Consider the following 22,168-nt stretch of genomic DNA (forward strand, 5'->3'; position numbering starts at 1 on the left):
TCCACGACTAACAATGTGAGATAAGCCTCTGCAGATATTCCCGGTGGGACAAAAGCTGGCCGACGGAGTGACTCAGGGAGTTGTCGATATCCTTGAGCAGCTTGTCGACTTTGTCGAAGTCCGACGCATCCACCACTGCGCTGTAATCGCGCGGATAGACGCCCATCCCCGTAAGCACGGCGTGCCAACTGTCGGAGGCAAACAGGTCCAGGTCATTGTGCACCAGCTGGCCACGGCTTTTGTAGAGGGACAGCTTGGTTTGCAGGGATTCCGGAATGGGCCTGTGGCGCCAGCCCTGCCAGAAGAGAGAATCGTCGCGTCGGCTGGTGCAGTAATGCATCACAATAAAATCGCGGATATTCTCGTATTCGATATCCATCAGGCGATTGTACTCGTCCTCCGTTGCCTGGCAATGATCGCGCCCCGGCAGCAGCTTCACCAGGTTCAGTGCCGCCCGCATAATCAGGTAGATACTGGTGGATTCCAGCGGCTCCAGGAATCCGGAGGAAAGACCGACGGCGACACAGTTCTTGTGCCACATCTTTTCCCGCCTGCCGGTGCGGAAGTGGAGCAAGCGCGGATCGCCCAGTGGTTTACCGGTTATTTTCTTTAGCAACAGTGCCGCCGCCTCGTCCTGCGAGCAGTATTCGTCGCAGAACACATAGCCGTTGCCGGTACGACTCTGCAAGGGTATACGCCAGCGCCAGCCGCACTTCTCGGCGATAGCCTCCGTATAGGGCGGTAAATCATCGCCATTTTCGGATTGGAGAACCGCCGCACCGTTTACCGGCAGGTAGTCCCGCCAGTCCCGGTAACCCACCTGTAGGGCTCCCTGCATCAGCAGCGCGCGCTGGCCGCTGCAGTCGATAAAAAAATCGCCCTCTATACAGCCGCCGTTTTCGGTGCGGATGGATTTGATGCTGCCGTCATCCGACTTGTGGACGCTTTCCACATGTGCGGATATGCGCTTTACACCCTGCCGTTGCGCATAGTCGGCGAGATATTCAGCCACCCGCGCCGCATCGAAGTGCAGGGCATAGCCCATGCGGGTGAGGTTGTTGGGCTTGCCGGGGTCCGGAATATAGAATTTCCCCGCCCTGGCCATGGCGGCGGAGGGCGAATAGTCGGTATATTCGCCGGCCGTTCCGTAAAAGTGGCTCTTCAGCCATTGTTGAAAGAAGGGTTGCCCGTCGATTCGGGCTCCTATGTTGCCGAAGGGATGCCAGTAGTGATGACCCGGCGTTTGCCAGTCGGTAAACCGGATGCCCAGTTTGAAGGTGGCGCTGGTTTTCCTGACAAAGTCCGGCTCGGAGATACCGAGAATCCTGATGAAGTCGACAAAGGACGGCACCGTGGCCTCACCCACGCCGACAGTGTCGATCTGCGGGGATTCCAACAGTGTAATACTCGCGCCGGTGTTGCGAAGCACGCGGCCGAGCAGCGCGGCGGTCATCCAGCCGGCGGTGCCGCCGCCGACGACGACGCAGGATTCGATTGGACGGTGCTCGCTGGAAATTGGTACTACTCCCGATTTATCAGCCATCGGCGCCCTATATTCGCTACAAAGTCGACAGAAACTCCTTCAGGAGCTCCACGGTAGCCTCCAACTGGTCATGGTGCAGGTTATGGCCGGCATTGTCGACGTGCACCAGCCTGCCTTTCTGCATTGCGCTGGCCGCTTTCTCGTGGGCCCCGCGCTGCTTCGGCGAGGCGTCGGCCTTGAGAATAAGCGCGGGGACCCGGATCTTGGTCAGTGATTCCCCGGTTCTCATTGTGCCCGACACCGCCTGCCACGCTTCACTGGTATAGGCACCATGATATTGCTTCTTCGAGAGTGCCCAATACCGGCAATCCACCGGGTCCCATTTTGGGGTGTTGTGGTGGCAAGTCGCCACCAGGTCTTCGAAGCTATAGTTATTCTGCGCCACCAGCGTTTCAGGAGCCCCGGACATGCTCACGGAAAGACGATCCGGTTGCGATGGTTCGCTTTTCCCGGCGTCACTTGTTTCATCTTTTGTGTCTTCACGCTCCGTGGAATCACGACTGCGGGGAGGCCAGGGCCCCAGCCACGGGTCCAGCATGACGATGGCTTTCGCCAGATCGGGGTACTCCCCACCCACCCGCATTACCGTGGCAGCGCCCATTGAGTGGCCCATAAGGATCGGTTTCTCGAAGTTCATCGCCTGCACGAACGCCACCACGTCTTTCACTAACGTATTAGCATCATCAACAGCGGTGAAAGGATCTGACAGACCATGCCCACGAGCATCAATCATATATACGTCATATGAGTCCTGCAGCTTCCACGTCAGGGTGGTCCAGCTAAGTCCAATATCCGTAATCCCATGAACCATCACGACTACCGGCTTTCCCGGCGCCGGTGCAGCTCGGTAGTAATGCATGCGAATACCGTTGGCGTATACATAGCCATCCGACCATCCGTCGGGAATCCCCGGGGGCTGGGCGGTAATTTCCATTGCAGGCAGCAGGGTAAGCACACATAAGATCAGCAAGCGCATGTGGATTTTCCCTCTCTTTTTTATCTTTTTAAAACTCAACTTAAAAAAGGCTCCAGGGGAGCCTCAAAAATCCAACAACAACGCAAGGAGAGACAGTCCGGCGGGGTCTCCATACCCGCGCTCAACAACTGCGAAACACTGGCGCGAGCAAGCTCAGAAGTTCGCCCGGATACCGAACTGATAGCGCGCCCCCGACATCTGCACCAGGCTGACGCGGTCGCGCTGCCCAAAATACTGCAACCTTGTTTCGTTGGTCACATTGATGGCTTCAAAGGCGGCGGTCAGATTGTCAGTCACATCGTAGGACAGGCTCAGGTCCAACTGGCCGTAGGCATCGGTATATTCCGGCTGTAGACCGTCGCCGGAGCGGCTGTTCATGAATTCATCCCGCCAGTTGTAGGCGATACGCGCCTGCAGGCGGTCCTTGTCGTAGAAGCCCACCAGGTTGTAGGAGTTTTTGGCAAAACCCTCCAGGACATTACCCGGCTCCGGCACCAGTGGCAGGTTGATCGGGGCCGCATCCTTGTCTTCGCTGTCCGCGTAGGTGTAGTTGGCCTGGATACCCAGGCCACTCCAGATGCCCGGCAGGTTGTCGAAGTAGTGCAGCACCCCCAGTTCAATACCTTGAACCTTGCCACCGGGACGATTTTCCTTGCGCTCCGACTGGAATATCACGGTTTGGCCATTGGCTGCATAGGCGTCGGCCAGGTCCTGGGCTATGGGGCCGTCCCAGGGACCCACGGTGGTGAGGGTCGAAATAAAGTCGGAAATGTCTTTGTAGAAATAGCCAACGGAGTAGGCCGAGCCGTTGTCGGCGTAGTGCTCAAAAGACAGGTCAAACTGGTTGACCCGGTAGGATTCCAGCAGGGGGTTGCTGCCGGCGATGGTCACCGTCGGATTCTCCAGCCCCGGACTCTCACTCAGGCTGGCGCGCTTATCGGCCAGAGACGGTTGGGTAATCGTCTTGGCGGCGGCGGCACGCAGGTAGTTGCCGTTGTTCAAATTCAGGCTGAAGTTGACGCTGGGCAGGAAGTATTCCTCGCTGGTCTCAAAGGTGAGGGACTTGGCGGAGGTAGTAGCCGCATTATGGACCTTTTCGGGCAGGTCCGAGGACTCTTCGTTCAGTGTCAACAGGTCGATGGTGGAAGCGGTGCCACTGGCCGCGTTTTCGATGGAGACATAGCGGCCGCCCAGGTTGCCCGACCAGGCGTAGTCGCCCAGCTCGCCTTCGAGATTCAATTGCACATAGGCCGCAACAGTGTCCTCTTCGTTGCCGTAGCTGCCGCCAGCACCCGGGTATACGGTATCCCAGCCGGCGTTGACGAGAGCCGCCCGCCAGTCATCACCGTTCGCCACCGCCTGCTCCAGATAGGCCTGGGTTGCCGCGCGGTAGGCTTCGTGGTCGGTAATCTGTACCCACTGGCGCGGGAAGTTGCCGCCTTCGCCGTCCATAAAGTTGCTGTCGCTCAGTTCCAGAACTTCCGCCGGCAGCACGCCGAGATTGGTATCGGGGTTCCAGGTACTGCCATCGCCGATCCACATGACGGCACCGCCACCACCCCAGTCTGCCCCCCCGGTTTCGGCATCAAACTCAGTACCAAATTCGTTGAATTCGATGGTGCGACCAGCATAGGCGGCCCCCGCCTTGACCGACTTGATCACGCCCACGTCAATCTCGTAGAGCGCATCCAGTTTGAGTTCCTTCACTTCGTCTTCGGACTCACTGGCCGCATAGCGCTGCCAGGCGGCGCGGACCTTGGAGATATCGGTCACGTCCAGGGAGCCGGTGGTGCTCAGGCTGGGGATATCGTTGCGGTAATCCAGAATGATTTCGCTGGGCTGGGCGACGCCGTTTTCGTCGAAGCGGGTGTAGTGCAGGGCCGTGGTGTTGTCGCCCTCGAAGGTCGATTCGGCCCTGGACCAGGAGGCGTCGACTTCCAGCGTCAGGTTGCCCCTGTTGAAAACACTGTTCCAGCCGTAGGCGGCGGTGGTGGACTCCTGCAGGCCATAGTCCACGTTCATTTCCACGTCCGTGTCGGCGATGGTGGCTTCCAGCAGGGTGCCGGAATCGCTGACCACGGCACGGGTATATTTACCCAGGTGCTGCATGGGCACCTGCAGGCCGGAACCCAGGAACTCCCGGTCGAGCTTGGTATAGAGGGCATCGAAGGTGGAAGAGAAATTCTCGCCCGGCTCCCACTGCAGGACGACGTTGCCGCCGGTGCGCTCGCGGTTCTCGTCCACCATATTGAAAATGGTGCGGCCGGGGCCGCGGCTGCCTTCGAGGCTGGTGGGGTTGCCGTCCTCGCCGAGGGTGTCATCGCCCATGGGCAGGCCGAAGCCGCCGGACGCGTACTGATGCCAGTGGCTGGTCCGGTAGTTGTCGATACGGCCGTCGGTCTCCTTGAAGGATACGCCCACCAGGACACCGAAGGTGTCGTCGGCAAAGGTATTGCTGACCACGCCCGCCGCTTCCGGGTTGGAATCCTCGGCCAAACCGTGATAATTGAGCTTGGTGGAGCCGGTGGCGTGGAAGCCGGCATTGTCCAGCGGGCGCGCGGTGCGCACATTGATGTAGGCGCCGATACTGCCGGCGGACAGATCGGCAGTGGGGGTTTTGATGACGTCGGCACCGCCGATCAACTCGGAAGGCAGTATCTGGAAATCGAAGCTGCGGCCTCCGTTAACAGTGGCCAGGGTGCGGTGGTTCAGTTTGACCACGTTGAACTCGGGGCCGAAGCTGCGCACACTTACCTGGGAGCCCTCGCCGTTTACACGGGAAATGGAAACACCGGCGATACGCTGCAGGGATTCCGCCACATTCTGGTCGGGGAATTTTCCGATATCTTCGGCGACGATGCTGTCCTGGATCTTGTTGGCATCGCGTTTCCGATCCGCCGCCCGGCTCAGGCTGGCGCGAATTCCCTCAACAACCACTTCTTCCATTAGCGGACTGACTTCGTCCTGAGCAACCACTCCTGCTCCATATATCGCGGTCATTGACGCCAATATCGCTTTTGAAAGCTCGTTTTTTTTAGGCATGGTCTTCTCTCTCTCCGGCTGGTTATATTATTTTTTACTTAACCACTTCACCGCTGTGCCAATACCTCGGCCTCCCTCTTTGGCTAGGTACCAGCCATCAGATATAACTTGTCTGATAAATCCGACATTACACAAATGAATTGTGAAGGTAAACTCCGTTCGTCTCATCGATACTCGGAAGTCGTTGAAGCGCGCGACAACTCTCTTGAAAAACTCGCCGCAATCGTCAAAAATTCCGTCTGTTTTATATGATAAATATAATTTTTTAGTTCTACCCCTCGTTACGGCGAGAGGCAGATAAAGAATAATAAGAGACGGTTAAGAGCGACGAGAGAGAAACCAGGCCGCGGTCTCCACAAGAGGATGGCCGCCCGGTATTCGCATTTCTCAGCCCTGCGCGGCAACTGATTTCTGTTACAAATCGTCGTACGTATTTCCCGTCCTGTTTTCCTATTTTTTCCTCGTACCACAAAAGGCACTGCCGAATGTTGCCGAGCGCGCAAACACAGCTGTTTGTGCAGAGTATTCCTGGCGGGTCATTTAAACCGGTGGTTGCTTCACACAAAAACCTACTATCGAGGAACAACAATGACTGACGATATAAGACACAGATTCGCGCAGAGCGGTGAGTTGGCAAGAACCCTGATACTTTTTTCCATCTTGCTGGCTTTCTCGCCCTTCTCCTTTTCACAAAACCTGTTGACCAATCCCGGCTTCGAAAGCGGTACCAGCGGTTGGACCCTGGGCGGGGACGCGTCGGCCCAGTTTACCGAGTCCAGCGGGCGCAGTGGCAACCGCTTAACCCACTGGTCGTCGAGCTCTTCTTACACGGCCGAAACTAAACAAACTGTAACCGGGCTGGCGGCGGGAACCTACCGCCTGTCGGCCTACACCGTCGGCGGCGAGACCGCCGGAGCCTGGCTCTGGGCCTACTGCGACGGCCAAAATTTCTCAACCCCCATTCCCTCCAGTCCCTGGGGCAGTTGGGCCCAGGTTGTCGTTGACAATATCCCGGTGAGCGGCGGCAGTTGCGAACTGGGAATAACGACCGAAAACAGCGAGTGGAGCAGCTTCGACGATGTGGTTTTTGAATGGGTGTCCGGCGGTGGCCCCGGCGAGCTTGTGATCGAGGAAGGCACTGGCTTCTGTGACGTGGACGGCTCGGTCGACAGCAACCACTCAGACTACAACGGCAGCGGTTTTGCCAACACCGACAACGCCGCGGGCAACGGCGTCGAGTGGCGTGTCCAAGTGCCCGCGAGCGGGAGCTATGAGCTGGAATGGCGCTACGCCAACGCCTCGGACAACAACCGTGCGGGGAGTGTTGTAGTCAATGGCAACACAGTGGCCACAGTGGACTTCCCCTCCACCGGCACCTGGGAGACCTGGGCGATGGCGACTGCGACCATTTCTCTGGATGCCGGCGAGAACACAATCCGCCTGGAGGCTGTTTCCGGCGAAGGGCTGGGCAATATCGATTCGTTAAGCGTGACCGGCGACAACCCGCAGGCGGTCGACTGCGGCGGTTCCCCTCCCGGTGGTGTCTTCAAGCCCGATTACATCCTGGGTGCCGCTATCACATGGACCCTGGAACATGAATCGATTGGCCGTAGCTACAGCGATCAGGGTCAAACCAAATCCATTGAGCGTATTCTGGTGGACCACGGTTTCAACTTTGCTCGCCTGCGCACCTTTGTTTGCCCGGAATGCCCGGGAGGCTATCTGGATAACCTTTATTCCGGTGCCGGTCCCACGGAAAACTGGGGCGATACCGCGCACACCATTGAATTGGCGCAGCGGGTTAAAGCCTGCGGCATGGGTGTTTTTCTCGATTTCATGCTGAGCGACACCTGGGCATCCATCGGTAAACAGTACAGACCGTCCCAGTGGCAGGGAATGAGCGACGCGCAAATACGGGCGGCCTCCTACAACCACGCCAAAGACGTACTTGATCAGATGGTGGCGGCGGGCGTGAAACCGGATATGGTTCAATGCGGTAACGAAAACAATACTCATGTGTCGGGTTATTCCTATAACGACTGGGCTGGCTTCTCGGGTGTGATTAACTCCTGTATCCGGGCGGTGCGAGAGACCGATCCCGAGATCACCGTTGTGGCGCATCATGGCCGGCCGCGCCCGGACGGAGACTTCCCTTTCTGGGTGGACAGAGTGTTTGGCAGCAATCCGCCGATCGATGCGGACGTGGTGTGCGGCTCGACTTACGGAACCACCAACAACGGCGGAGACTGGTGGGATATGTTCAACTACGTCATCGACACCACGGGTAAGCCCGTGATGAGCTGCGAGTACACCGACGGTCGCCGTGATCTGGTCAACAACACCTTCCTGAGCCTGCCGAACGACATGGGTGTGGGTACCTTTATCTGGGAGCCAGCGGGGTATGGCGATCAGAGGCCGTTCAACTACAGCAACGGCGTGTATTACACCAACTCGTCCATGGATGAGTATGCGCGCATTGCCCGAGAGGCAGGCCTTCCCGTGCCCTCGACACCCGCGTCGCAGCTCCAGGGCACTTCCTGTCAATAATCTGAAACCTGTGAGATGCAGTTGAGCCCGCGTAAGCGGGCTCACTCGTTACCCGAACTGATCGGCATTCGAAATTTATGACCTACTACCGGTCGGAAGGAAAGGATACCCCTCTCCCGGGACACGCTGTGAATACTGTAGCTTGTTCGCAAAGTCCCTCTCGCAGACAGTCCCAGAAGGGCGCCCCCGGCCCAGGACCTCGAACTCCAAAACTTGAGCTAGTCACCAAACGTCACCCGGGTGCGATATTCGGGCTGCGCCACCGGGTCCTCTATTCTGAGCAGTGGCAACCCGCTTTCCGCAAGTTCGGTTTGCACTGATGCCGGAAGGTCGTCAAGATAGGTTGCGCCGGGCGAGAGCGGGTGAAACACGAACACCAGATCCTCCCTAGCCAGCCGGTCCGCGAATTTGCGCAGCCCTATATCCCAGGGTTGGCCAAAATAGAAATGATCGGCCACCAGCTCACCGCCGAGGAACGCCGCCACCCGGTCGCCGACGTAAGGCAGGCGCAGCCAGAGATCGTCTGCCCGCTGTTTGTCACCGGATGCGCTTACCACCAGGCGCCGCGAGCCGACGCGCCGCACCGTCACGGCCGGCTGCAACTTGTCGAACTCCACGCGCCAGGCCGACATTCCCCCCTCCCCGGCCTGCTGCGGCTCAACCGTGCCACGACTCACCCGCAGCTCCGATACCGCGGTCTCGGGGTAGGCCTGCAGATCGATCGACGGCCGGCCGATCGAGCGCAGTTCGAGTCCTTCCGGCGCAGGAAAGCCATCCGCATCGGCAAACACCAGCCGCTTTCCGTCAGCGTGAACGAGCGTAAGGGCGAATTTCCGCGGCACGACCAGGAAGTGCCGGTCGCCGCTGCGGAAACGAAACGGGTTCTCCTCGCCGCCGGCAACGACCGTGATGCCGTCGCCCCGGCTCGCCACACTGTCGTCATCGGTGTCAAACCTGTGCTCGCCCGCGAACACGAGTTCGGGCTTCATGCCCTCGACCGTGGTGAAGATGTAGTGGGTTTCGCTCCCGCGGCGCAACGCCGTCAGCGGCTGCGCCGTCGCCGTGCGCAGGGTCAGGCCGCCCAGGTCGAGGTTGAACGGCAGGATTCCACTGGCATCGCGGCGCAGGCCGAAGCTGCCCTCGCGGGGGAAGGTGATGAGACCATCCTCCCCGTTTTGCAATTCCAGCCGCAGGCCGGTGAGGTCGTGGTTCTCGACGTGATCCTGGAAATTATGCAGGAAAACGAAGCCGCTGCGCCCATCCGTACGCGCCGCCCAGCGCAGCGTATCGACGTCGTCGGGTGCGATGGCGGCATTGGTCTCGGGCAGGATCGGCGGCATGGGTGCGAGGCGATCGCCCCAGTTCGCCAGCAGCAGGTGGAGCAGCTTCAGTTCGCGGTGATGCCGGCGCATCTCGCCGAACTCGCCGATCGGCGCCTGGTAGTCGTAGTTGATGCGCGGCAGGCCGCCGGCCTGTTCGTTGAAGAAATGGCCGTCGATCACCGGGGTCGAGCCGCCGTGATACATGTAGTAGCCGATGCCGTTGGCGCCGCTGCCCAGGGTGCGCACGATAAGCGGCGCCAGGCTCTCCGGCCGCACTGTGGTGCGCCGCCCGTAGGTCAGCGAGATCCCCGCGCCCAGCTCCGCCGGGATGGACGGATAGAGCGCCGCATCGTAGCTGATCGGCGGGTAGTCGGGATTCAGCCGGATGTCCTTGAATAAATAAAAATCGGACGGCTCGGGCGGTGCCCAGAAGGGATAGGCATAGCCGGCGGTCACCGGAATGCTGCCACCGGTGACGATGGCGGCGTTGCCCCATCCGGTCGCGGTGTAGATGGGCACGTCGATGCCATGTGCGCGGGCCAGTCGCTTGAGCGTCGCCATATGGTCGCGCCCTTCGTCGGCGAACTTGTTTTCCGGTCCGCCCGCCGTAATCTGGATGTGGGTGACGTCGACGTCGCGGTCGGCCACCGTCAGCTCCCGCGGAGCGCCGGGGTAGGTCCACTCCCAGGGCGCTGCGCTGTGCTGGTATTCATTTTCCAACTGCACACCGATCACCGGCCCACCGTCCTTGAACAGCAGCCCGCGCATCTGCTGCGCGATCTCGCCGTAGAGCCGGTCCGCGTAGAAGAGGTAGCCAGGATCGTTGGAGCGGATCTCCAGCGGGCGGCCGTAGATCCAGTCGGGGATGCCGCCGTTGCGCACCTCGCCATGGCTGAACGGCCCCATCCGCACTATGGCCCGCACGCCGTTGGCCGCGCACAGCTCCAGGAACCGGCGCAGGTTGCGACCGCCACTCCAGTCGAACTCGCCCTCGGTGCGTTCGTGCATGTTCCAGAACACATAGGTCGCGATCAGGTTGATGCCACCCGCCTTCATCTTGCGAATCGCCTCGTCCCAATACTCCGCCGGGTAGCGCGCAAAATGGATTTCGCCAACAACCGGAATCCAGGGCCGGCCATTGAACTCGATGTACTGGTTGTTCACCGTCACGCGCTCCCCAGTGAGGCTTTCGCCGCCCAGATCGAGGTGCCCCCGCCGCACCGGCGGCAATGGCTGGTCGAGATCCAGCGAATAGGTTTGCCGGGCCATCGCTTGAGGGGATACCATAACGGCGCTTATTAATCCGGCAATCAAATAGATCATCCTTGATCTATTTGATTGTCTCCCTTGAAATACTGGCGGATGGCCGCCCCGCGCAATTGCGCGGAATTGCTTGTATTTCAAGGGCTCGCACCGGCCTTCGGCCGGCGGCGGCACATCCCTGTGTCGCATTAACCCGGCAAACCTATTTGTTTGCCGGGTTAATAGCAAAAAAAGCCAGATTGCAGTTTTCATCGGAAACTCCATACGATTAACAGGGTTGCGGCACCACCACGCCGCCGGCCAGTTTCAGGCCCGGCGTGCTGCGGACCTCGAGGTCCTCACACACGGGCAGGACGCGAGGCGTCTTCAGCGGCCGGACGAAGGTGATGAAGCCCATTGCGAACACGACGAGCTGAAAGGTCAATGCGACTTGGAGGAGAAAGTGCACGTTGGGAGCGAATTGCTGGAACAGGCCGTACAGCGCCGGCCCCGCCACCAGCGCCACGACCCCCGCAGCGGGCGGCGCCGTTGGCACCAGCAGACCGAACACGAAGGCTGCCACCACCCCCGGGCAGATATAGCCCTGGAACTGCTGGATAAATTGAAACACCCCGCCGAAACGCGGGTCCGCCAGCTGAGGCGCCAGCAGGCCGCCGTCCCGCGCGCGGGCGGCATAGTCGACCCCATAGTAGCTTCCCCCGCAGAGCGGAAAAGCGCTCATCGCCCGCTTCGCGTGATCCGCCATGTAGACCACGTCGGGGGGGAAGAAGGACTGGTACTGCTCGTGGGCCTCCAAGCCGGCGTTGGCCCACCAAAGAAAAGTCTGCACGTCGTCGGTGCGGTTGTAGACGCGCGCCCGCAGTTCCACGCGGGCGACGCCCGGCTGCAATCGAACTCCGTGCATGCCCTTCATCCGCGCCATGGGATCGTGCTCGGACAGCCACACGGTCGCCGAACCATCCGCTTCCTCCTCCACCGCCACCGCAGCCGGCATCGCGGTCGAAGGCCGATGATGCTGCGGCCAGTTGAACTCGATGCCACCGCTCCCCCAAGGGCCGGCCAGGCCGACCAGCGCTGGCTTTGATCGTCGGCTGGTAGTAGATCAGATCGTGGTCGCGGATCTTGTCCAGGATGCGGTGGATGCGGTGGATGCGGCCGCCAAGCTCCGGCAGTATCATCACCCTCAGGTATTCGTTCTCTAAGTACACCGCTTGCCAGGGGCGCGGCTGCGGTTCCGACGCTATGTCGTCACAGACCGGCAGCGGATAGACCCGCCCGCTCGAGCCCTGGTACACGCGCTTCTCCAGAAACTGCGGATAGCGGTCGGGCATCGCTGGCGAGTAGGTCGGCAACTCGATCGTTTCCTGGCTTACAGATACAGAAGGTTTCATCGGCATGGGATAATTGGAGAGGGGAAGTGGTCAGTCCTCCCGAACTCACGGCAGTTCAGAACGGGCTAGTAGTGGCTTGCTTCTCAAAAACAAAACGTCATGTTTTCGACGTTTTCACTTTATTGTTCAAAACGATCCCTGCCGAAGATCCTGAGCTTCGTCGAAGGGGAGAGATTGCTTTGCGCAACCGCCGTTATCCCAATACATGGCGGTCAGTGATGCCAATATCGCTTTTGAAAGCTCGTTTTTCTTAGGCATTGTTTTCTCTCTCCAGCCGGTTAAATTATTTAATTGTATTATTTAATTACTTAACCGCTTCATCGCTGTGCCAGCACCTGTCCTTTTCAGTGCCTGGGCGCCGACCATCAGACGCATATAACTTATCTGATAAATCCGACATTACACAAATAAATTGTGAAGGTAAACTCCGTTCGTCTCATCGACATTCGAAAGTCGTTGAAGCGCGCGACAACCCCCTTGAAAAACTCGGCGCTATCGGAAAGAATTCCGTCTGCTTTATATGATAAATATAACTTTTAGCTTGTCTCCCATCACGGTGGGAGGCAGATAAAAGAATAATAAGAGACGGTTTAACAGCGACGAGAGAGAAACCAAGCCGCGGCCTCTACACGAGGATGGCCGCCGAGTATCTGCATTTCGCAGCCCTGCGCGGCAACTGATTTCTGTTACAAAATCGCCGTACGTATTTCCCGTCCTGTTTTCCTATTTTTTTCCTCGTACCACAAAAAGCACTGCCAAATGTCGCCGGGCGTATTCCTGGCGGGTCATTTAAACCGGTGGTTGCTTCACACAAAAACTGCTATCGAGGAACAACAATGACTAACAATATAAGGCACAAATTCGCACAGCGCGGGGAGTTGACAAGAACCCTGGTACTTTTTTCCATCTTGCTGGCTTTCTCGCCCTTCTCCTTTTCACAAAACCTGTTGACCAATCCCGGGTTCGAAAACGGTACCAACGGTTGGACACTGGACGGGGATGCGTCGGCCCAGTTTACCGAGTCCAACGGGCGCAGCGGCAGCCGCTTGACCCACTGGTCGTCGAGCTCTTCTTACACGGCCGAAACTAAACAAACTGTAACCGGGCTCGCGGCGGGAACCTACCGCCTGTCGGCCTACACCGTCGGCGGCGAAACCGCCGGGGCCCAGCTCTGGGCCAATTGCAACGGCCAGAGCTTCTCAACTCCCGTTCCCTCCAGTCCCTGGGGCAGTTGGGCCCAGGTTACCGTTGACAATATCGAGGTGAGCGGCACCAGCTGCGAGGTGGGAATATCCACCGAAAACAGCGAGTGGACCAGCATCGACGATGTGGTCTTTGAGCTGGTGTCCGCCAGCGGCAACACCGAAGTTCTAATCCAGGAAAATGCCGCGGGCTTTTGCAGCGTGGACGGTTCGGTCGACAGCGACCACGACGGCTTCACCGGCAGCGGCTTCGCCAACACCGACAACGCCGCGGGCAACGGCGTCGAGTGGCGTGTCTATGTACCCGCCGGCGGGAGCTATCAACTGGAATGGCGCTACGCGAATGCCCCGGAAAATAACCGTGCGGGCAGTGTGGTGGTCAATGACACCGGTGTAGCCACGGTGGATTTCCCCTCCACCGGCGCTTGGGACAGCTGGTCGGCGGCGACCGCGACCATTTCCCTGAACGCCGGCGAGAACAGCATCCGCCTGGAGGCAATCTCCGGCGAGGGGCTGGGCAATATCGATTCGCTGCTGGTGACCGGCAATAATCCGCAAGCGGTCGACTGTGGCGGTAACCCAGGCAATGGTGACATATTTCGGCCCGACTACATCCTGGGTGCCGATATCACCTGGACTCTCGAACAGGAGTCGATAGGCCGGACTTACCGGGACCAGGGACAGACCAAATCCCTTGAGCGGATACTGGTCGACCACGGCTTCAACTTCATTCGACTGCGTACCTTCGTCTGTCCGGAGTGCCCCGGGGGCTATTTGGATAACCTTTACTCCGGCGCCGGGCCGACAGAAAACTGGGCCGATACCGCGCATACCATTGACATGGCGCAGCGCGTCAAGGCTTGTGGCATGGGGGTCTTTCTCAATTTCCACCTGAGCGATAACTGGGCATCCATCGGCCACCAGGAAAGACCTTCCCAGTGGCAGGGAATGAGCAACGCGCAAATCCGGGCAGCCTCCTACAACTACAGCAAGGGCGTACTCGACCAAATGGTGGCAGCCGGCGTGAAGCCGGACATGGTCCAATGCGGGAACGAAAACAACACGCACGTGGCGGGCTATTCCTATAACGATTGGGCTGGCTTCTCCGGTGTGATGAACTCCTGTCTCCAGGCGGTGAGGGACACCGATCCCGACATCATCACTGTGGTTCAACATGGTCGACCGCGCCCGGACGGTGACTTTCCTTTCTGGGTGGACAGAATATTTGGCAGCAATCCACCTATCGATGCGGACGTGGTGTGCGGCTCGACTTACGGAACCACCAACAACGGCGGAGACTGGTGGGATATGTTCAACTACGTCATCGATACCACGGGTAAACCGGTGATGAGTTGCGAATACACCAACCAACGCCGGGATCTCGTCAACAACACCTTCCTGAACCTGCCGAACGACATGGGTTGGGGCTCCTTTATCTGGGAGCCGACGGCCTATGGCGACAGCAGGCCATTCAGCTTCAGTAACGGCGTCTACTCCACCAACTCGGCCATGGACGAGTATGCGCGCATTGCTCAGGAAGCTGGCCTTCCCGTGCCTTCAAAACCCGCGTCGCAGCTGCAGGGAACCACCTGTCAGTAAGTTGGCGTACCAATGAGTGAGCCCGCGCAAGCGGGCTTACTGCTCACTCGTCACCCGCTCCGTCAGAAAACGGTGCGGCATCCAAGCGGGTTCGTTGGATGTTTTGATTAATACGGGATACAACCATGATTCACAATATAAAGCACAGGCTCGTGCAGAGCTGGAAGCTGGCAGGATCCCTGGTACTTTTTTCCACCTTGCTGGCTTTCTCCTCCTATTCTTTTTCACAAAACCTGTTGACCAATCCCGGCTTCGAAAGCGGTACCAGTGGTTGGACGCTGGACGGGGACGCGTCGGCCCAGTTTACCGAGTCCAGCGGGCGCAGTGGCAACCGCTTAACCCACTGGTCGTCGAGTTCTTCTTACTCGGCCGAGACCAAACAGACGGTAACCGGACTGGCGGCGGGGACCTACCGCCTGTCCGCCTACACCGTCGGCGGCGAAACCGCCGGGGCCTGGCTCTGGGCGTACTGCGGCGGCCAAAATTTCTCAACCCCCATTCCCTCCAGTCCCTGGGGCAGTTGGGCCCAGGTTGTCGTTGACAATATCCTGGTGAGCGGCGGCAGTTGCGAACTGGGAATAACGACCGAAAACAGCGAGTGGAGCAGCTTCGACGATGTGGTTTTTGAATGGGTGTCCGGCGGTGGCCCCGGCGAGCTTGTGATCGAGGAAGCCACTGGCTTCTGTAGTGTGGACGGCTCGGTCGACAGCAACCACTCAGGCTACAACGGCAGAGGCTTCGCCAACACCGACAACGCCGCGGGCAACGGCGTCGAGTGGCGTGTTCAAGTGCCCGCGGGCGGGAGCTATGAGCTGGAATGGCGCTACGCCAACGCCTCGGACAACAACCGTGCGGGCAGTGTTGTGGTCAATGGCAACAGTGTAGCGACGGTGGATTTCCCCTCCACCGGCGCCTGGGAGACCTGGGCGGTGGCGACTGCGACCATTTCTCTGGATGCCGGCGAGAACACCATCCGCCTGGAGGCAATTTCCGGCGAGGGACTGGGTAACATCGATTCGTTAAGCGTGACCGGCGACAGTCCGCAGGCGATCGGCTGCGGAAACAATTCCGGTGACTGTGGTGAAGGTAATCCCGATTCGCAGTTTTCCTGCAGCGGTGATCCAGCGGTATGTCTTTTGGGTGGTGGTGTTGGAAACTACCGTGTGACCATGGAGTTCGATGCCGGATACAACGGTGAACTCGAAGTCTTTGCCGAATCACGGCGGCGAATGTTTACCTCCCCCCAGCAAAGCACTTCAACTGCCCGTTGCGCGGATTTTCTGGTGGACGTTCGCGACCCGGAAGGCCAGCCCTGGCAAGATCAATCCGATCGTGGCACCTCGGGATTGAATCTGCGCATCGCACAGGGAGCCCCAGCCCTGAGCAGATTAACCTTCAGCCCGATAAGCAGTCCAACAACCCTGTTTATCGCGGGGGACTCAACCGTCGCGGACCAGCGGCCTCAGTTGTATGCACAACCCGATGCGCGATATTCCGGCTGGGGCCAGTTTATTCCGGCTTACTTTGGCAGTGGCATAGAGGTTTCAAATTACTCGGACTCCGGTGAGGGCACCCAGGCATTCAGGACCGATGGAGGCGGTTTGTGGAACCAGATTAACTCACGGTTAAAGTCTGGCGATTGGGTAATGATTCAACTGGGGCACAATGACAAAACCACCTCCGCATCTCTTTATCGCTCAAGGATTACGAATATGGTGACCGCCATTCGCAACAAAGGTGCCAATCCAATACTGATCACTCCGATGATTCGCAACACAGGGGATCCCTTGTCCGGGCAGCATGTTTGGGGAGATCTGAACATTCGCAATGAGCTTATTGGTGTGGCCAATGCGCAAAATGTCCCACTCATTGACTTGATGGAGCTTACCAGTGAATGGGCGGGCAGTATTGGGCGGTCTGCAGCACAGGCCTATTTTGTTGGCAGCGACAGGACTCACTCCAATGAAATGGGGGCGGAGCTGTTTTCCCAAATGATTGTTAATGAAATTCGCCGACAAAATATCGGCATTATTGGCTACTTGCGGAATCCATAAATTTCCCGCGCTTGTGGCCACGCTCGTTATTTTCAGCGCGTGGCCCACCCTTATCGGAGATATAATAAATGACCCGCCATATAAGATATAGATTAGTGGAAAGCTGGAAGTTGGCATCATCCCTGGTACTTTTTTCCATCTTGCTGGCTTTCTCGTCCTTCTCCTTTTCACAAAATCTGTTGACCAATCCCGGATTCGAAAACGGCACCAACGGTTGGACCCTGGACGGGGATGCCTCGGCCCAGTTTACCGAGTCTAACGGGCGCAGTGGCAGCCGCTTAACCCACTGGTCGCCGAGCTCTTCCTACACGGCCGAGACCAAACAGACGGTAACCGGGCTGGCGGCGGGGACCTACCGACTGTCGGCCTACACCGTCGGCGGCGAGACCGCCGGGTCCTGGCTCTGGGCAGACTGCAACGGTCAAAGCTTCTCAACCCCAATTCCCTCCAGCCCCTGGGGCAATTGGGCCCAGGTTGCCGTGGACAATATCCAGGTGACCGGCGCCAGCTGCGAGCTGGGCATAACGACCGAAAACAGTGAGTGGAGCAGCTTCGACGATGTGGTCTTTGAGCTGGTGTCTTCCAGCGGCAGCACCGAGGTTGTGATCGAGGAAAACACCAGCGGCTTCTGCGGCGTGGACGGCACGGTCGACAGCGACCACTCGGACTACAACGGAAGTGGCTTCGCCAACACCGACAACACCGCGGGCAACGGCGTCGACTGGCAGATCGAGGTGAGCCAGGCGGGTAGTTACACCCTGCAATGGCGCTATGCCAATGGCGGTGAAAGTGACCGTCCCGGCGATGTCTATATCGATGGCCAGGTGGAATATCAAGGAGCGTCTTTCCCGGTCACAGGAAGCTGGAGCAGCTGGGCAGATAGCCAAACCGTTGAATTATGGTTGGATCAGGGCACCCACACGGTTCGCCTTGAGGCCGTAACCAGTGCTGGATTGGGCAATGTCGATAGTGTCACCATTGCAGGTAGCAGTGTCAGTGCCAAAGACTGCGGAACACCACCCGATGGTGCCGGCGACGGAGACTATTACGTCGCGCCGAATGGCAGCGACTCAAACCCGGGCTCGCTCAATCAGCCATTCCGCACATTGCAAAAGGCCATTGATGTCGCGGGACCAGGTGACCTGGTCTACGTACGTGGTGGTGTCTACAACATCTCCAATCCCGCAATACCGTCAGCCGGCGTTAATTTCTGGAAGAGCGGTACCTCCGATAACAACCGAATCAGGTATTTCGCCTACCCGGGTGAGCGCCCGGTACTGGATTTTTCAAACCTCCAGATCCGGCCGGATCCCAACTACACCTTCGGGGTATTAGTGACTGGGTCCTATCTCCATCTCAAGGGCTTCGAAATTCGCAATGTACCCATGAACACGCGCTCGAATGTAGGCCTGAGGGTAGGTGGTAACGACGCTTATCGTAACATCTTCGAGTTGTTGGATATCCACCATATCGCCGGTGCCGGTGTGTTCGTTCATACCACCCGCGGCGGACACCTGTTCCTCAACTCGGATTCACATGACAACTATGATCCGTGGTCGCACCAGGGAAATGGCCAAAATGCGGATGGCTTTGGTGTGCACTACCAGACGTCGGGAGATGTCACGGTTTTCCGCGGTTGTCGCGCCTGGTGGAATTCAGATGATGGTTGGGATTTTATATCCCAGGAAGTACCCGTTATCGTTGAGAACAGCTGGGCGATGGGCAGCGGTTATATCAACTCCGGTGCAGACCGGGCGCCAGACGGTAACGGCGCCGGGTTCAAGATTGGAAGTAGTAAGACGGGTATTCGCCACGTTGTGCGCAACAACCTCGCCTTTGGTAACCGCGCCCAGGGCTTTTACGCAAACCACTCCTCTGGCGGTAACGACTGGTTCAACAATACCTCGTTTTCCAATGGTGTCCAGTACGACATGCTGGCCAGCACCTGGGATTCAAACGGGAACCGAACCGATGGCGTGATATTGACGGGCAGTAAACGTCACCGCATGAGGAACAATATCGGCTACCCCAACAATAACAGGAACATGCAGGGAGTGGATGACCAATATAACTCCTGGAATCTGGGAATTACGCCGACTAGCAGCGATTTTCTGAGTACGTCCGACAACGGATTTATGGGGCCGCGCCAAGCTGACGGAAGCCTGCCGGATCTGAACTTCCTGAAACTGAGCCCCAATAGCCAGATGATCGATCGCGGCGTGGATGTCGGACTCCCCTACAATGGACCCGTCCCGGACCTGGGTGCCTACGAGAGGTGATTCTTCGTTGACGGGGGAACAGGTTTCCCGGCTTTTACGCCGGGGAACCTGAGAACAAACCTGCCTCCCCAGTAGTATGAGACTTCAAATTATCGGAGATATAATAATGACTCGCCCTATAAACATAAGATTTAAATTTCTGCAGGGCTGGAAGTTGGCAAGATTCCTCATACTTTTTTCCACCTTGCTGGCTTTCTCGCCGTTCTCCTTTTCACAAAACCTGTTGACCAATCCCGGGTTCGAAAACGGTACCAACGGCTGGACTCTGGCCGAGAGCGCCTCGGCCCAGTTTACCGAATCCAACGGGCGCAGTGGCAGCCGCTTGACCCACTGGTCGTCAAGTTCTTCTTACAGGGCCGAGACCAAACAGACGGTATCGGGGCTGGCGATGGGGACCTACCGCCTGTCCGTTTACACCGTCGGCGGTGAAACCAGTGCGGCCTGGCTCTGGGCCTATTGCGATGGCCAGAGCTTCTCAACTCCCATTCCCTCCAGCCCCTGGGGCAGTTGGGCTCAGGTAGTCGTTGACAATATCTCGGTGAGCGGCGGCAGCTGCGAGCTGGGAATAACGACCGAAAACAGCGAGTGGACCAGCATCGACGATGTGGTCTTTGAACAGGTATCCGGCGGCGGTGGCCCCAGCGAGATTGTCATTGAGGAAGGCACCGGCTTCTGCGGCGTGGATGGTTCGGTCGACAGCAACCACTCGGGCTTCAATGGCAGTGGTTTCGCCAACACCGACAACGCCACGGGCGACGGCGCCGACTGGCAGGTCAACGTGCCGAGCAGCGGCGATTATACCCTGGAATGGCGGTACGCGAACGGCGGCTCGGCCAACCGGCCCGGCGAGGTGCTGATCAACGGCTCGAGTCACGCCATGGTGGATTTCCCCGTTACGGGCTCCTGGGAAAGCTGGACGTCGGCGAGCGCAGAAATTGTTTTGAGCGCCGGCGAGAATAGCATCCGCCTGCAAGCTACCGGCAGCGAGGGGCTGGGCAACATCGATTCCTTGAGCGTGACCGGCAACAGTCCGCAGGCGGTGGCCTGTGGCAATACAAATGCACAGTGTGGTAGCGGCCAGGCCAATGGCAGATTCATGGAATGTCTGGATCGAGGGGTTATTGCGCATCAGCAAGGCTCCAACGCTTTTGTCAGTTGGCGTCTGTTTGGCTACGAGCCGCGCGGTACGGCTTTCAACCTGTATCGACAGGATGGCGGCAACACGTCACTGGTCTGCTCGCGAAGCGGTAGCGACCCAACCTGGTGCTTGGATTCCAATGAATCCGCCAATTCAGAGTATTTCGTGCGCCCCGTCGTTAATGGCGATGAAGGCGAGCCCAGTGCCAGTGCATCCCTGCTTCCGAGGCACTGGATTGAAATTCCCCTGGCACCGGCGCCATCCGGCGCGGATGTCCGCCTCGGCTGGGTCGGAGACCTGACAGGCAACGGCGAATACGAGGTGATTGTGGACCGCAAAAGCTCTCAATCGCCAAAGGTGGATGCCTACACCCTGAGCGGTGAATTCCTGTGGCGTTTGGACACGGGGCCACTGGGCGTCAATCAAAACAATATCGAAGGCGGTGCCACCACCATCAGCAATGGCCACAACGACGGGCTGACCGTGTTTGACTTTGACAGCAATGGCAAAGCGGAAGTGGCGATAAAGACGGCCAATGGCTTCGTGTTCGGAGATGGGCAAACGCTGAACCACAACAACAATAATGATCAGTTTGTTTCCATTGTCAATGGAGAGACCGGTGCTGAAATAACGCGTGCGCCCCTGCCCGACGACTATATCTCTGATGGCCCCCTTCAGTGTCATTTCGGCGCTGGCTACCTGGACGGCCAAAACCCCAGCGTAGTCACCAAATGCAAAAACCGCGTAGGCAGTGGCGGCTTCAACCTGGTAGTCACTACCTATGATTTTGACGGAACCCAATTGACACGGCGCTGGAAGTACAACCGTGACTGGGGCGCCAGCCACGACTTCCATCAAATACGCATAATGGACGTTGACGGCGACGGCATGGACGAAGTGCTGGATGGCGGTTACGCACTTGATCAGGACGGAACGGTACTCTACGACCTGCGCGGGAATGGCGTTGTTCATGGCGACCGTTTTCATATCACCGACATTGACCCGACCCACCCCGGTTTGGAGGGATTTGCAATCCAGCAGGATAATCCCAACGGATTGGAAACCTACTACTACGATGCGGCCACCGGCGAAATCCTGCGTGCATATTATAATCCCACCGGTGGCACTGGCAGGGATTTGGGCCGTGGCACTGTCGCCGACATTTTCCCCGAGCACCTTGGCATGGAATACTGGAGTTTCAATGGGCTCTATTCCGCAAGTGGCGAAGTGCTCATACCGGAAGCCGGCGACCTTCGAAATGTGCCCTGGCCAAACTTCGAAGTTCAGTGGGACGGTGACCTGAGCAGCGAGTTGCTGGACCAAAACCGGGTTGGTGATTGGGATACGCAGGCGCAAGAACGCAATACCTACGTCTGGCGGGAAAGCTTCGACGGTTTGGTCCAAGCACGGGGCGCGCTGCCGTTTTTCGGTGACATTCTCGGTGACTGGCGTGAAGAAGTTATCATTGAAGCGTCTGACCATTCGCACTTGAAGATTTACACAACGGGCTACCAAACTGATCATCGGATTTACACCCTGCCTCATAACCCCGGCTACCGCAACAGCATGACGGTTCAGGGGTATAAGCAGTCACATCATGTTGATTACTACCTTGGCGAGGGTATGTCTGTACCACCCAAGCCGCTCATTCGTCCGGCTCCCCGGCCGTAACCATAGATTTTGTAGTTCAGGGAATGAGCCCGCCAGCGCGGGCTCATTCACCACACGTTCTTAACTCGGAGGAATAATTATGACTCGCACCATAAATATGCTATCGATGAACTTTTTAAACGTGTTAGCAGCCTGGTAGTG

The 22,168-nt window shown here is 58.2% G+C and carries 11 protein-coding genes and 1 pseudogene; 5 read left to right on the forward strand and 7 right to left on the reverse strand.

Translation table 11 applies throughout. The features are described from left to right. Positions 1-7: 7 nt before the first annotated feature. From PP263_RS10340 to PP263_RS10350, 3 genes are all read right to left on the reverse strand, one after another. Complete coding sequence (locus PP263_RS10340; RefSeq protein WP_308368350.1) at positions 8-1,543, reverse strand: tryptophan 7-halogenase; 1,536 nt, start codon at positions 1,541-1,543, stop codon at positions 8-10. Positions 1,544-1,559: 16 nt separating this feature from the next. Next, positions 1,560-2,519: an alpha/beta hydrolase gene (locus PP263_RS10345; protein ID WP_308368351.1), complete on the reverse strand. Its 960-nt coding sequence runs from the start codon at positions 2,517-2,519 to the stop codon at positions 1,560-1,562. A gap of 153 nt (positions 2,520-2,672) precedes the next feature. Continuing rightward, positions 2,673-5,495 (reverse strand): TonB-dependent receptor, encoded by a 2,823-nt coding sequence (locus tag PP263_RS10350; RefSeq protein ID WP_308368352.1) that lies wholly within the window; start codon positions 5,493-5,495, stop codon positions 2,673-2,675. Between the two features lie 654 nt (positions 5,496-6,149). On the opposite strand from PP263_RS10350, the gene PP263_RS10355 reads away from it, so the two are divergent. Next, positions 6,150-8,108, forward strand: coding sequence for a glycosyl hydrolase 53 family protein (locus PP263_RS10355; protein WP_308368353.1), 1,959 nt, complete (start codon positions 6,150-6,152; stop codon positions 8,106-8,108). A gap of 218 nt (positions 8,109-8,326) precedes the next feature. On the opposite strand, the gene PP263_RS10360 is transcribed toward PP263_RS10355, so the two are convergent. The 4 genes and pseudogenes from PP263_RS10360 to PP263_RS10370 all read right to left on the reverse strand — a co-directional run bounded on the left by PP263_RS10360 (position 8,327) and on the right by PP263_RS10370 (position 12,342). After that, positions 8,327-10,753: a beta-galactosidase gene (locus PP263_RS10360; RefSeq protein ID WP_308368354.1), complete on the reverse strand. Its 2,427-nt coding sequence runs from the start codon at positions 10,751-10,753 to the stop codon at positions 8,327-8,329. 208 nt (positions 10,754-10,961) lie between these two features. Next, the gene (locus PP263_RS10365) at positions 10,962-11,765 is read right to left on the reverse strand and encodes a DUF5107 domain-containing protein (RefSeq protein ID WP_308368600.1); all 804 of its coding nucleotides are present in this window, start codon (positions 11,763-11,765) and stop codon (positions 10,962-10,964) included. 19 nt (positions 11,766-11,784) lie between these two features. Then, a pseudogene (locus PP263_RS22710) lies at positions 11,785-12,090 on the reverse strand (DUF5107 domain-containing protein); the annotation flags it as partial. Between the two features lie 120 nt (positions 12,091-12,210). Further along, positions 12,211-12,342 (reverse strand): hypothetical protein, encoded by a 132-nt coding sequence (locus PP263_RS10370; RefSeq protein ID WP_308368355.1) that lies wholly within the window; start codon positions 12,340-12,342, stop codon positions 12,211-12,213. A gap of 578 nt (positions 12,343-12,920) precedes the next feature. Between PP263_RS10370 and PP263_RS10375 the strand changes: the two genes are divergently transcribed. From PP263_RS10375 to PP263_RS10390, 4 genes are all read left to right on the forward strand, one after another. Further along, the gene (locus PP263_RS10375) at positions 12,921-14,885 is read left to right on the forward strand and encodes a glycosyl hydrolase 53 family protein (RefSeq protein ID WP_308368356.1); all 1,965 of its coding nucleotides are present in this window, start codon (positions 12,921-12,923) and stop codon (positions 14,883-14,885) included. A gap of 125 nt (positions 14,886-15,010) precedes the next feature. Beyond that, positions 15,011-16,939, forward strand: coding sequence for a CBM35 domain-containing protein (locus PP263_RS10380; protein ID WP_308368357.1), 1,929 nt, complete (start codon positions 15,011-15,013; stop codon positions 16,937-16,939). 68 nt (positions 16,940-17,007) lie between these two features. Then, a complete protein-coding gene (locus PP263_RS10385) occupies positions 17,008-19,218 on the forward strand; it encodes a carbohydrate-binding domain-containing protein (protein ID WP_308368358.1) in 2,211 nt (736 codons plus the stop codon). A gap of 106 nt (positions 19,219-19,324) precedes the next feature. Continuing rightward, complete coding sequence (locus PP263_RS10390; RefSeq protein WP_308368359.1) at positions 19,325-22,027, forward strand: carbohydrate-binding protein; 2,703 nt, start codon at positions 19,325-19,327, stop codon at positions 22,025-22,027. Positions 22,028-22,168: the final 141 nt, after the last annotated feature.

Source organism: Microbulbifer sp. TB1203 (assembly GCF_030997045.1).
Lineage (GTDB): Bacteria > Pseudomonadota > Gammaproteobacteria > Pseudomonadales > Cellvibrionaceae > Microbulbifer.

Excerpts from the sequence above, each read along its gene's own strand:
- PP263_RS10340 (WP_308368350.1), bottom strand. The coding sequence starts at position 1,543 with ATGGCTGATAAATCGGGAGTAGTACCAATTTCCAGCGAGCACCGTCCA.
- PP263_RS10345 (WP_308368351.1), bottom strand. The coding sequence starts at position 2,519 with ATGCGCTTGCTGATCTTATGTGTGCTTACCCTGCTGCCTGCAATGGAA.
- PP263_RS10355 (WP_308368353.1), top strand. The coding sequence starts at position 6,150 with ATGACTGACGATATAAGACACAGATTCGCGCAGAGCGGTGAGTTGGCA.
- PP263_RS10360 (WP_308368354.1), bottom strand. The coding sequence starts at position 10,753 with ATGATCTATTTGATTGCCGGATTAATAAGCGCCGTTATGGTATCCCCT.
- PP263_RS10370 (WP_308368355.1), bottom strand. The coding sequence starts at position 12,342 with ATGCCTAAGAAAAACGAGCTTTCAAAAGCGATATTGGCATCACTGACC.
- PP263_RS10375 (WP_308368356.1), top strand. The coding sequence starts at position 12,921 with ATGACTAACAATATAAGGCACAAATTCGCACAGCGCGGGGAGTTGACA.
- PP263_RS10380 (WP_308368357.1), top strand. The coding sequence starts at position 15,011 with ATGATTCACAATATAAAGCACAGGCTCGTGCAGAGCTGGAAGCTGGCA.
- PP263_RS10385 (WP_308368358.1), top strand. The coding sequence starts at position 17,008 with ATGACCCGCCATATAAGATATAGATTAGTGGAAAGCTGGAAGTTGGCA.
- PP263_RS10390 (WP_308368359.1), top strand. The coding sequence starts at position 19,325 with ATGACTCGCCCTATAAACATAAGATTTAAATTTCTGCAGGGCTGGAAG.